At 69.6% G+C, this 11,866-nt stretch carries 12 protein-coding genes; 8 read left to right on the top strand and 4 right to left on the bottom strand.

The window, feature by feature from the left end:
• The 3 genes from lepA to VFF46_RS25185 form a co-directional block, all read left to right on the top strand.
• On the top strand, positions 1 to 1,717 hold a 1,717-nt coding region (gene lepA, locus VFF46_RS25195; RefSeq protein WP_325039679.1), incomplete at its 5' end, for a translation elongation factor 4.
• Positions 1,718 to 2,626 carry an aminoglycoside phosphotransferase family protein gene (locus VFF46_RS25190; protein ID WP_325039678.1) on the top strand — a complete coding sequence of 303 codons (909 nt, stop codon included), beginning with the start codon at positions 1,718 to 1,720 and terminating at the stop codon, positions 2,624 to 2,626. It abuts the gene before it with no gap.
• Positions 2,627 to 2,736: 110 nt separating this feature from the next.
• Complete coding sequence (locus VFF46_RS25185) at positions 2,737 to 3,333, top strand: TetR/AcrR family transcriptional regulator (protein ID WP_325039677.1); 597 nt, start codon at positions 2,737 to 2,739, stop codon at positions 3,331 to 3,333.
• On the opposite strand, the gene VFF46_RS25180 is transcribed toward VFF46_RS25185, so the two are convergent.
• Positions 3,330 to 4,259 carry an SDR family NAD(P)-dependent oxidoreductase gene (locus tag VFF46_RS25180; RefSeq protein WP_325039676.1) on the bottom strand — a complete coding sequence of 310 codons (930 nt, stop codon included), beginning with the start codon at positions 4,257 to 4,259 and terminating at the stop codon, positions 3,330 to 3,332. The two genes, VFF46_RS25185 and VFF46_RS25180, sit on opposite strands and share 4 nt — an antisense overlap.
• A 109-nt stretch (positions 4,260 to 4,368) precedes the next feature.
• On the opposite strand from VFF46_RS25180, the gene VFF46_RS25175 reads away from it, so the two are divergent.
• The 4 genes from VFF46_RS25175 to VFF46_RS25160 are packed head-to-tail and all read left to right on the top strand — an operon-like array spanning position 4,369 to position 8,236.
• Positions 4,369 to 4,950 carry a TetR/AcrR family transcriptional regulator gene (locus VFF46_RS25175; RefSeq protein ID WP_325039675.1) on the top strand — a complete coding sequence of 194 codons (582 nt, stop codon included), beginning with the start codon at positions 4,369 to 4,371 and terminating at the stop codon, positions 4,948 to 4,950.
• A complete protein-coding gene (locus VFF46_RS25170; protein WP_325039674.1) occupies positions 4,947 to 6,308 on the top strand; it encodes an MFS transporter in 1,362 nt (453 codons plus the stop codon). The genes VFF46_RS25175 and VFF46_RS25170 overlap by 4 nt, the downstream gene beginning before the upstream one ends.
• A 40-nt stretch (positions 6,309 to 6,348) precedes the next feature.
• Positions 6,349 to 6,975, top strand: coding sequence for an MOSC domain-containing protein (locus VFF46_RS25165; protein WP_325039673.1), 627 nt, complete (start codon positions 6,349 to 6,351; stop codon positions 6,973 to 6,975).
• A gap of 55 nt (positions 6,976 to 7,030) precedes the next feature.
• Positions 7,031 to 8,236, top strand: a complete 1,206-nt coding sequence (locus VFF46_RS25160) for an MFS transporter (RefSeq protein WP_325039672.1) — start codon at positions 7,031 to 7,033, stop codon at positions 8,234 to 8,236.
• Here VFF46_RS25160 and VFF46_RS25155 read toward each other — a convergent pair.
• Genes VFF46_RS25155 through kduI form a run of 3 tightly spaced genes read right to left on the bottom strand, consistent with a single transcriptional unit; the run spans position 8,215 to position 10,566 of the window.
• The gene (locus tag VFF46_RS25155; RefSeq protein WP_325039671.1) at positions 8,215 to 8,970 is read right to left on the bottom strand and encodes an IclR family transcriptional regulator; all 756 of its coding nucleotides are present in this window, start codon (positions 8,968 to 8,970) and stop codon (positions 8,215 to 8,217) included. The two genes, VFF46_RS25160 and VFF46_RS25155, sit on opposite strands and share 22 nt — an antisense overlap.
• A 19-nt stretch (positions 8,971 to 8,989) precedes the next feature.
• The gene (locus VFF46_RS25150; protein ID WP_325039670.1) at positions 8,990 to 9,745 is read right to left on the bottom strand and encodes an SDR family oxidoreductase; all 756 of its coding nucleotides are present in this window, start codon (positions 9,743 to 9,745) and stop codon (positions 8,990 to 8,992) included.
• Complete coding sequence (gene kduI, locus VFF46_RS25145) at positions 9,742 to 10,566, bottom strand: 5-dehydro-4-deoxy-D-glucuronate isomerase (protein WP_325039669.1); 825 nt, start codon at positions 10,564 to 10,566, stop codon at positions 9,742 to 9,744. Before kduI ends, VFF46_RS25150 begins: the two co-directional genes overlap by 4 nt.
• Positions 10,567 to 10,706: 140 nt before the next feature.
• Between kduI and VFF46_RS25140 the strand changes: the two genes are divergently transcribed.
• The coding region (locus VFF46_RS25140) for a sodium:solute symporter family protein (protein ID WP_325039668.1) at positions 10,707 to 11,866 on the top strand (1,160 nt) is incomplete at its 3' end.

Genomic DNA, 11,866 nt, shown 5'->3' with positions numbered 1-11,866 from the left:
GATGGACATCGAGCGCGAGCGCGGCATCACGATCAAGTCGCAGGCGGTCCGGCTGCCGTTCACGCCCGGCCCGGACACCCCGGGCGGCCTGCTGGCCCCGGACGGTACGACGTACATCCTGAACATGATCGACACGCCCGGGCACGTCGACTTCACGTACGAGGTGTCCCGGTCGCTGGAGGCGTGCGAGGGCGCCGTGCTGCTGGTCGACGCGGCGCAGGGGATCGAGGCGCAGACGCTGGCGAACCTGTACCTCGCGCTGAACGCTGACCTGCACATCATCCCGGTGCTGAACAAGATCGACCTGCCGAGCGCGCAGCCGGAGAAGTACGCGGCTGAGCTGGCACACATCATCGGCTGCGACCCGTCCGACGTGCTGAAGGTGTCGGCGAAGACCGGTGAGGGTGTCGAAGAGCTGCTGAGCGAGATCGTTGCCCAGGTCGAGCCGCCGAAGGGCGTGAAGGACGCACCGCCGCGGGCGCTGATCTTCGACTCGGTCTACGACACCTATCGCGGCGTGGTCACCTACGTCCGGGTGGTCGACGGCGAGCTGATCCACCGCGACCGGATCAAGATGATGTCGACCGGCGCGGTGCACGAGATGCTCGAGGTCGGCGTGATCTCACCGGAGCCGATGAAGACGCAGAGTATCGGCGTCGGTGAGGTCGGTTACCTGATCACCGGCGTGAAGGACGTCCGCCAGTCCCGGGTCGGTGACACCGTCACCTCGTCGGTGCACGGCGCGACCGAGGCCCTCGGCGGCTACAAGCACCCACAGCCGATGGTGTACTCCGGTCTGTTTCCGATCGACGGCGACGACTACCCGACGCTGCGGGACGCGCTGGAGCGCCTGCAGCTGAACGACGCCGCCCTGCAGTACGAGCCGGAGACCTCGGGCGCGCTCGGGTTCGGCTTCCGCTGCGGGTTCCTCGGGCTGCTGCACATGGAGATCGTCCGCGAGCGGCTCGAGCGCGAGTTCGACCTGGATCTGATCTCGACCGCGCCGAACGTGGTCTACCGGGTCGAGATGGAGGACGGCAAGGAGTTCGTCGTCACCAACCCGAGCGAGTTCCCGGAAGGCAAGATCGCCGACATCTTCGAGCCGGTCGTCCGCGCGACGATCCTGAGCCCGAAGGACTACATCGGCGTCATCATGGAGCTCTGCCAGTCCAAGCGGGGCAACCTGCTCGGCATGGAGTACCTGTCCGAGGACCGGGTCGAGCTGCGCTACACGTTGCCGCTGGCCGAGATCGTGTTCGACTTCTTCGACCAACTGAAGTCCAAGACCAAGGGCTACGCGTCGCTGGACTACGAGCCGACCGGCGAGCAGGCGGCCGCGCTGGTCAAGGTGGACATCCTGCTGCAGGGCGAGACGGTGGACGCGTTCTCCGCGATCGTGCACCGCGACAACGCCTACGCGTACGGCGTCGCACTGGCCGGCAAGCTGAAGGAACTGATTCCGAGGCAGCAGTTCGAGGTGCCGATCCAGGCCGCGATCGGGTCCCGGATCATCGCCCGCGAGTCGATCCGCGCGATGCGCAAGGACGTGCTGGCGAAGTGCTACGGCGGTGACATCACGCGGAAGCGCAAGCTGCTCGAGAAGCAGAAGGAAGGCAAGAAGCGGATGAAGATGGTCGGCCGCGTCGAGGTCCCCCAGGAGGCCTTCATCGCCGCCCTCCGCACCACCGACACGGGCGAGAAAGCAGGCAAGAAGTAGGTGCCGGTCGCAATCCCCGACGGGCTGCTGGTTGTCGCTTCTCGTGGGCAGGACTGGGCCGATTGGCTGGATCGGTTGCCGCGGTTGGTGCGGGAGCTGCTCGACGAGTGGGGCCTGCAGGTCGACGGTACGGCGGCGTACGGCAACTGCGCGCTCGTCGTACCGGTGCTTGCCGAGGGCAAGAGTGCGGTGCTGAAGGTGCAGTTCCCGCACTGGGAGGCGGAGACCGAGCACCTCGCGTTGCGGGACTGGGCCGGCAACGGCACCGTGCAGCTGTTGCGCGCCGACCCGCGCCGGTTCGCGCTACTGCTGGAGCGGCTGCACCCGCGTGACCTGACCACGATCGACGCGCTGGACGCCTGCGAGATCGTTGGCGGCACCTACAAGCGGCTGCACGTCCCGGCGGGTCCGCAGTACCGGACGCTGTCCGGCGAGCTGGCCCGCTGGGTCGAGCGGCTCCGGAAGCTGCCGGCCTCGGCGCCGGTGCCGCACCGGTTAGTCGAGCAGGCGATCTCGCTGGCCACCGACTTCGTCGCGGACCCGGCCACCGACGGGCGGCTGATCCACACCGACCTGCACTACGAGAACATGCTCGCCGCGGACCGCGAACCGTGGCTGGTGATCGACCCGAAACCGCTGTCCGGCGACCCGCACTTCGAGGTCGCCCCGCTGATCTGGAACCGCTGGGACGAGGTCGTGGCCGCGCCCGACCTGCGGTTCGCGGTCCGGCAGCGGTTCTGGACGGCGATCGACGCGGCCGGGTTCGACGAGGACCGCGCCCGCGACTGGGTGATCGTCCGGCAGATGCTGAACGTCCTGTGGACCCTCGAGTCCACCAGCCCCGACGAGTCGCTGCCCCAGGACTGGCTGACCCGGAACATCGCGATCGTCAAGGCCATCCAGGACTGAAGCCCGGATCTCCACCACTGACCAACCGTTGCCAGCGGCCCGTTCGCGGGATGGGTCGCGGCTGTCGGCGATCGTTGGTCAGTGATGGCGATCCGTCTAAACTCACCAAGGTGACCGTCGCCAACCGTCGTGCCCGGAGCCCTCGTGGGTCCGGCGACGACCTGCGCGATGCGCTGGTGACGACGACGGCCGAGCTGCTCGAGACTCAGGATGTCGACTCGCTCTCGGTGCGCACGGTGACGGCGGCGACCGGGGTCAGCCCGACAGCGCTCTATCTGCACTTCAGCGATCTGCCCGAGCTCCTGCGGGCGGTGAAGGCCCGGTTCTTCGGCGAGCTTCGGGACCGGTTGACGGCGGTGCCGGGCGACGGCCGCGACCGGGTCCGGGCGTTGGCGCTCGCCTATCTCGCGTATGCGCGGCAACACGTCGGGCGGTACGCGGTGATGTTCCACGCGCACCGGCGTACGGACGCGCCCAGCAGGCCGGACGCGGAGCTGGTGGAGCTCGGGTGGACAGCTTTCGAGCCGCTGATCGACGCGGTCGGCGCCGTACTGCGGGATGCCTCGCCCGACGAGATACGCGAGACGTCGATCGAGCTGTGGCTCGCGCTGCACGGTCGGGCGCAGCTGAGTGTCGCGATGCCGTGGTTCGAGCTGCCGAACGAGGAGCGGTACGTCGACCGACTCGTCCGGCAGGTGCTCGGCTAACCGGCGTACGCCGTCTTGCCGCCGTCGATGACGAGTTGGGAGGCGGTCAGGTACGGGAAGTCGTCGGATGCGAGCGCGAGCGCGAAGACCGCGATCTCGTTCGGCGTTGCCATCCGTTGCAGGCCTCGGACATGGGCCTTGCCCCAGTTCGCGGCGAGCGCGTTCCAGACCGGGTCGGGGACGTTCATCATGCCGGCCAGCCGGCGGACGAGCTCGGTGTTGGTGGTGCCGGGAATCAGGGTATTGATCCGGATGCCGCGCGCCGCGTAGTCGTGGGCGGCCGATTGGACCAGGCCGACCAGCCCGCGCTTGGTGGCGGTGTAGGCGGATCGCTTCTCGGTGGTGGCGATCGCGTTCGAGGACGAGGTCACGACCACGGTTCCGCCGCCGCGCTTCAGCAGGTGCGGCACCTCGTACTTGAGCGCCAGGAAGTTGCCCCGCAGGTTGGTGTTCGTCACGTCGTCCCACTCGGCGGTCGTGTACTCGTGCAGCGGCCGCTCGATGCTGATCCCGGCGTTGTTGAAGCACACGTCGAGCCCGCCGTACTTCGCCGCGATCCCGTCGACGAAGCGCCGCACGTCGTCCTCGGCGCGGACGTCCGCGCGCAGGTACGTCGCCTCGCCGCCGGCGGCCCGGATCTCCGCCTCGACCTGTTTGCCCAGCTGCTCGCGACGGCCGCAGAAGCCGACCTTGCCGCCCTCGGCCGCGAACAGGAGGGCGGCCGCGCGGCCGATCCCGCTGGTCGCACCGGTGATCAGTATGACCTTGTTCTCGAAGCGGCGGCGGGCGGAGGCCTCCATCGGCGCCGGGGCGTCGCCGCCCTGGACGAACGCCACGCCCGCGGCCGCGCCCGCCGCGGCGGCCGCCACGCCGGCGACGGCGCCGGTCGTGACCACTCGCCGGCGGGTGAATCGCTGGTCTGTCATGTCCACTCCATTCTGATGTTTACGCTCGTAAATATACACTTGTAAATGTAATGCGGAAGACAGGGCCGGCAGGTTGTGGTTAGTAGTTACTACCTACTAACTTCGAGGCATGGCACCGGCACGGATGAGTGGGCGGGAGCGGCGGGAACAGGTGCTCGCGATCGCGGAGGAGGAGTTCGCCCGGGCCGGGCTGTACGGCGCGTCGACGGAGACGATCGCGCGCCGGGCCGGGATCACCCAGGCGTACGTGTTCCGGATGTTCGGGACGAAGAAGCTGCTGTTCCTGGAGTGCGTGGACGCGGCGTTCGAGCGGATGCGGCTCGCGATGGTCGCTGCCGCCGGCGGCACCACTGGGATCCAGGCGCTGACCGCGATGGGGCAGGAGTACAACGACATGCTCGCCGACCGTACGACGCTGCTCCTCCAGCTGCAGGGCACCGCCGCCGCGGCCGCCGGTGACGGCGAGGTCCGCGACGCCGTCCGCGCGAGCTTCGCCCGCCTCTGGCAGTCCGTCGCCGACACCGCCCAGCTCGACCCGGTCACGGTGAAGGCCTTCCTGGCCTTCGGCCAACTCCTCAACACCAACGCCGCCCTGGACCTCCCCCAGGTAGACGAACCCTGGTCCCACCAAGCCAGAACCCGCATCAAACCCGGCCTCTTCACCCACATCACCACCACGACGAACCAATGACCAAGCCCGGGGTGTTGGTGGGATTCCTGGTTTCTGTGGGGTTGGTTGGGGCGGTGATCGGGAGTCTCGGGGCGCCGTTGATCACGGCGGTGGCTGGGGCTTACGGGGTTTCGCTGGCGGCTTCGCAGTGGACGTTGACGATTGCGTTGCTGGCGGGGGCCGTGGCGACGCCGGTGTTCGGGCGGTTGGGGGCCGGTTCGCGGCGGCGGAGTGTGGTGCTGTGGATGCTGGGGGCGGAGGTGGTCGGCAGCCTGCTGACCGTACTGCCGTTGCCGTTCGCGTTTCTGCTGGTCGGCCGCGCACTGCAGGGCTCCGGGCTAGGCCTCGTCGTACTGATGATGGCCGTGGCGCGGGACCACCTCGACGAACACCGGGCGACGCGGACGATCGCGTTGCTGTCCGTCACCACGACCGCGGGCATAGGCATCGGCTACCCGTTGTCCGGTCTGCTGACGGACTGGGCCGGCGTACGCGCGGCGTACGGCCTCGGCCTGCTGATGACCGTGGCCGCCTTCGGTGCGGCCCTCCTCGTACTCCCGCACGCCCCCGCCCGCCTCGCGACCCGCCTGGACGTCCGCGGCGCGATCCTGCTCGCGATCGCCCTCCCGGCCGTGCTGCTGGTGATCGGTGAGACCACCCTCTGGACCGACCACCCCGCCCTCGCCGTCGGCGTCCTGCTCGCCGCGATCCTGCTCCTGATCGGCTGGACGTTCCTCGAACTGCGCACCGAGCACCCACTCGTCGACATCAAACTGCTCCGCCACCCCGCGGTCGCCGCCGCGAACCTGGTGATGCTCACCGGCGGCGTCGGCATGTACCTGCTCTTCAGCCTGATCACCCGCTACGTGCAAACCCCGGCGGCCTCCGGGTACGGCTTCGGCCTGAACACCTTCCAGGCCGGGCTGGTCCTGGTCCCGTTCTCGGTCCTCGGCTTCGTCGCCGGCCGGCTCGTACCGCAGTGGCGCGACCGCCTCGGCGCCCGCCTGTTGCTGGCGGCAAGTACCGCGTTCGTCCTGGCGGCGTTCGTACTCTTCGCGCTCGCCCGCTCCCACCTCGCCGAGCCGATCGTTGCCATCGGCATCCTCGGCTTCGGCGTCGGAGCCTTCTCCGCCGCGATGCCGACGGTCATCCTCGCGGTCACCCCGCCGGCCGAGACCGCGAGCGCGATGAGCGTGAACGCCGTCGTCCGCAGCGTCGGATTCTCCACCGGCAGCGCTCTCGGCGGGCTGATCCTCGCCGCCCACACCACCGGTGTCTTCCCGCACGAGTCCGGGTACGGCGCCGCCGCCTGGATCGGAGCCACCGCGACCGCGGCGACGTTGCTGATCATCGCCGTACTCCCGCTCAAACCCCGGTAAACCGGTGGAAACGCCTGCCGTCGCGGGAGAGGATGCAGGTATGCGGGTACTGACGGTCAACGTGGTGGAGCAGCTGATCCCGGGGCCGAAGGAGACCGGCTTCACCGCGATCGACAAGCGGCCGCAGTCCGGTCGGGTCCGGGTCGGCGAGCTCGGGCTGGCCGGCGACCGGGTGTGTGACACCAAGAACCACGGCGGCCCGGACCTCGCGCTCTACGCGTACGCCGACGAGGACGCGAACTGGTGGTCCGGGCAACTCGGCCGCGACATCCCGACCGGCCTGTTCGGCGAGAACCTCCGCACCGAGGGGGTCGACGTGAACGGCGCGCTGCTCGGCGAGGTCTGGCGGATCGGCCCGGAGGTCGAGGTGATGGTGCGCGCGCCGCGGATCCCGTGCATCACGTTCCAGCACCGGATGCAGATCCCGCGGTGGGTCAAGCGCTTCCACCAGGCCGGCCGCCCCGGCGCGTACCTGAAGGTGCTCCGCACCGGCTCGATCGGCGCCGGCGACCCGATCGAGGTCGTCGCCCGGCCGGACCACGAGGTCACGGTCGCGCTCATGTTCGCCCTCGAGGATCCCGCGAAGATGCAACGCATGCTCGACTCCGGCGTCGACCTGATGGGCGAGATCCGTGCGAACGCGCAACGCGTCGCGGCCCGCGCCTGAGTATCGGCGTCACATGCTTATTGCGACTTAGTCGCAGATAGCTGATGATGAGCCGGTGCGGAAACTCCTGCCGGCTCCGGGCCCGCTGCGCCCGCTGGCCCTCGCGACCCTGCTGAGCCGGGTCGGCAACGGGCTGCTGATGACGATCAGCGTGCTCTACTTCCACCGGATCGTCGGGTTGTCGATCGCGCAGGTCGGCCTCGGTCTCACCGTCGCCGGACTGTTCGGCCTGCTCGCGAGCATCCCGTTCGGTCACCTCGCGGATCGTCGCGGGCCGCGCACGCTCTTCGTCGTCCTGAGCCTGATCGGGGCCCTCGTCGCCCTGCTCTATCCGGTCATCGGCACGTTCTGGCAGTTCCTCGCGGTCGCGTCCGTCGTGACCGTGCTCGACCGCGGCGCGAACGCCGTCCGCTTCGCGCTCATCGCCGGTGTCACGCAGGGTCCCGAGCGTGTCGCGGCCCGCGCGTACCTGCGCTCGATGACCAACCTCGGCGTCACCGCGGGCGCCGGCCTCGGCGCGATCGCGCTGTCCTTCGGTACGCCGGCGTCGTACCGGCTGATGTACGGCGTGTACGTCGTCCTCGGCGTGATCGCGGCGCTCGTCGTCCTCGCCGTACCGCGGGTGGCGCCGCGGCCGCGGACCGACGGACCGGTGTGGACGGCGCTCCGCGATCGTGGCTACCTCGCGGTGTCGGGGCTGAACGCCGCGATCTCGATCCACTACTCGGTCATCGACGTCGCGATCCCGCTCTGGGTGGTCGACCACACGAACGCGCCGCACTGGGCGGCCGCGCTGCCGCTGATCGTGAATGCGGCCGGCGTCGCGGTGCTCCAGGTCCGGGCCGCGCGCGGGATCGTGGACACGGCGTCCGCCGCGCGTGCCACCCGGACGGGGGGATTGTTGCTGATGGCATCCATGGTGCTGTTCGCGACGGCGTCGGTGGGTGCGGCCGCGGCCGCGATCGCCGTGCTGGCGGTGGCCGCCGCGGTGCAGGTCGCGGGGGAGTTGCTGCAGTCCTCGGGCTCGTTCCTGCTCGGGTTCGACCTCGCGGCCGAGCATGCGCAGGGGCAGTACCAGGGCGTGTGGAACACCAGTACGTCGGTCAGTTCGATGGTGGCGCCCAGTGTGATGACGCTGCTTCCGCTCGGCCTCGGCGTACCCGGGTGGATCGTGCTGGGGATCTGGTTCGCGGTGGTCGGCGCGCTGTTCATGCCGGTGGTGCGGTGGGCTGCTGCCCGTCAGCCGGTGGGTTCGCGGTAGCCGAGGGCGGCGGAGATCTTGCGGGCGGCGTCGAGGGCGGCCGGGGCCATCAGGGCGACCTGGGCGATCGACTGCTCCAGTGAGAGCGTGGAGATGCTGACCGCGGCGATCGCGGCGCCGGTGTGGTCGTGGATGACCGCGGCGACGCAGCGGATCCCGGGCTCGTTCTCCTCGTCGTCGAGGGCGTAGCCGCGGGACCGGGTCTGGGCGAGGTCGGCTTTCAGGGCGGCGGCGGTCGTGTGCGTGAGCGGCGTACGGGCGGGCAGCCCGGTCCGGGTGATGTGGACGTCGAGGGCCTCGTCGTCCTTCTCGGCGAGCAGGGCCTTGCCGATGCCGGTGCAGTGCAGCCAGATCGCCTTGCCGACCCGGGACGGCATCCGGTACGGCTTCGGGCCGTCCAGCCGCGCGACGTAAATCGCCTCGTCGCCGTTCAGCAGTCCGACGTGCACCGTGCAGCGGGTCTGCGCGACCAGGTCAGCGAGCACCGGGCGGGCCACCGTCGCGAGGTCGACGTTCGTCAGCGCGTGCCCGGCGAGCCGGAGCGCCTTCGGGCCGGGGTGGTACGACCCGTCCTCGGCCTGCGTGACGAACTCGTGCTCGACCAGTGAGGCCATGATCCGGTGCACGGTCGACTTGGCCAGGCCGGTCGCGTTCACCACGTCGGTGAATCGCGAGTGTTCCAGTACGGCGTCCAGCACCATCAGCGTCTTGTCGATGGCCGAGGGCGAACTCATGTCGGACATCCTGCCACCCCTATCTCGCCAGCCAGCCACCGTCGACGGCGAGTACGTGCCCGTTGACGTAGTCCGCCGCGGCGGACGCGAGGAAGACCGCGGCGCCGACGACGTCCTCCGGCCGTCCCCAGCGACCGGCCGGGATGCGCTCCCGGATCGCGGCCTCGCGGTCCGGGTCGGCCCGCAGTTCGGCGGTGTTGTCGGTACTGATGTACCCGGGGGCAATCGCGTTCACCTGGACCCCGGCCGGGCCCCACTCGTTGGCCAGTGCGCGGGTGAGTCCCGCCACCGCGTGCTTGGCGGCGGTGTAGGCCGGGACCCGGATCCCGCCCTGGAAGCTGAGCAGCGACGCGATCGTGACGATCTTCCCGGCTCCCCGGCGTGCCATCGCGGCCCCGATCGGCCTGGTCAGCGCCCAGGTCGAGTTCAGGTTCACGTCGATCACGTGCTGCCAGTCGGCGGTCGTGGTCTCGGCGGCCGGCGCCCGCCGGATCGTGCCGGCGTTGTTCACCAGAATGTCGACGTTCCGATTGTCGACAATCTGCAGCGCCGTGCGTTCCACCGCGGCCGGGTCGGCGAAGTCCGCGAGCACCACGGTCGCGTCGCCCCCGCCGTTCCGCTTGATCGCCTCCAGGGTGTCCTCGAGCGCCGCGTCCCGGGCCAGCAGGATCAGCTCGGCGCCGGCCGCGGCGTACCCGGCGGCGATCGCGGCCCCGATCCCGCGCCGCGCCCCGGTGACCAGCGCCGTCCGGCCTTCGAGACCGAACGACGTCACCGCAGGTCCCGGACGTCGACGCCGTCCATGTCGCCGAACGCCTGGTTCTCGCCCGCCATCGCCCAGACGAAGCTGTACGACGACGTGCCGCAGCCGGAGTGGATCGACCAGCTCGGCGAGATGACCGCCTGCCGGTCCGCGACCAGCAGGTGCCGGGTCTCGTCGGGCTCGCCGAGCAGGTGGACGATCCGCTCGGTCTCCGGCAGCCCGAAGTACAGGTAGCACTCGGTGCGCCGGTCGTGGGTGTGCGCGGGCATCGTGTTCCAGGTACTGCCCGCGTGCAGGGTGGTCACGCCGAGGACGATCTGGCAGCTCCGCACGCCGTCCGCGTGGATGAACTGGTCGATCGTCCGCCGGTTCGCGGTCCGCTGGTCGCCGGCCTCGATCCGGTTGCCCTCGCCCGGGTTGATCAGCGCGGTCGGGTACGTCGTGTGCGCGGGCGCCGAGAACACGTAGTACGCCGCGCCGGGTCCGTCGAGGACGACCTCGCGGACGCCGCGTCCGACGTACAGGCAGGCGCCGGTGGTCAGCTCGTACTTCGTGCCGTCCGCGGTGACCGTGCCGGGTCCGCCGACGTTGACGATGCCGGCCTCGCGGCGTTCGAGGAAGTACTCGCTGCGCAGCTCCGGGTAGGTGCCGAGGGTGAGCGGGCCGTCGGCCGGAAGCGCGCCGGCGAGCACGATCCGGTCGTGGTGGGTGAGCACCGCGGTGACGGCGCCGGGGACGAAGAGGTCGTCCACCAGGTAGTGGCGGCGCAGTGCGGCCGTGTCGAAGCCGGGCAGCTGCTCGGGATGGGTGGCGTGCCTGATCTGCAAAGTCACGGAACAAGGTTCTACTCGGCAGAACAGCCTGTCAACGCTGGAACAGGCCCACGAAATGTTCCAAGTTCCGTCTCTTGACACCTGGTTCTGTTCGGTGGAACCTCTCAAGGACTCGCCCAACGCCCCTGGGAGGATCCCCGATGACCGGATTGGACTGGACGGTCCTGGTCGGCTATTTCGTGCTGATGGTGCTGATCGGAGTCTGGTCGCGCACCAAGATCAAGACCGTCGTCGACTACTTCACGACCGGAGGCCGGATCCCCTGGTGGCTGTCCGGCATCTCGCACCACATGTCCGGCTACAGCGCGGTGATGTTCGTCGCGTTCGCGGCGGTCGCGTACTCGTACGGCATCACCGTCTACGTCTGGTGGGCAATGACGATCGGCATCGGCGTCGGGATCGGCGCGTTCCTGTTCGCGGCGCGATGGAACCGGCTGCGCGCGAAACACGGGGTCGTGTCGCCGCTGGAGTACCTCGCCCGCCGGTACAACCTGCCGACCCAGCAGGCGCTCGCGTACTCCGGTGCCGCGCTGAAGGTCGTCGACATCGCGTCCAAGTGGGTCGCGATCGCCGTACTGCTGAACGGTTTCACCGGCGTGCCGATCCGGTGGGGGATCCTGCTCACCGGCGTGGTGACGATGCTGTACGCGACGCTCGGCGGGCTGTGGGCCGACGTGCTCACCGACTTCGGGCAGTTCGTGATCCAGTTCGCGGCCGGTGTCGCGATGTTCATCGGCGTGCTGCGCCACCTGGACGGCGTACCGACGCTGTGGAAGATGTGGGACCAGCTGCCGGCCGGGCACGGGCACGCGCTGAACGGGCCGTACACGCCGATCTTCCTGATCGCGTTCCTGTTCATCAAGACGTTCGAGTACAACGGCGGCATGTGGAACCTGGCGCAGCGCTACATGGCCGCACCGTCCGGCTCCGAGGCGAAGCGTTCGGCGTTGCTGTCGTCCGCGTTGTGGCTGGTCTGGCCGCTGATCCTGTTCATCCCGATGTGCGCGGCGCCGCTGCTGGTACACCCGGGCAAGCCGGAGCAGTCGTACGTCGCGTTGTCGCAGCTGCTGCTGCCGAGCGGGCTGATCGGGCTGGTACTGGCCGGGTTCTTCTCGCACACGATGGCGATGGTGGCCTCCGACGCGAACGCGATCTCGTCGGTGATCACCCGCGACCTGGCGCCGGTGCTGGTGCCGCGGGTACGGCGGCTGACCGACGGCGCGACGCTGAGGATGGCGCGGATCGTGACGTTCACGTTCGTCACGCTGAGCATGCTGATCGCGATCGCCACCAACGGCGA

The sequence above is a fragment of the Kribbella sp. genome (genome assembly GCF_035655035.1).
Taxonomy (GTDB): Bacteria; Actinomycetota; Actinomycetes; order Propionibacteriales; family Kribbellaceae; genus Kribbella.
This window is presented reverse-complemented; position numbering and strand designations above follow the sequence as displayed.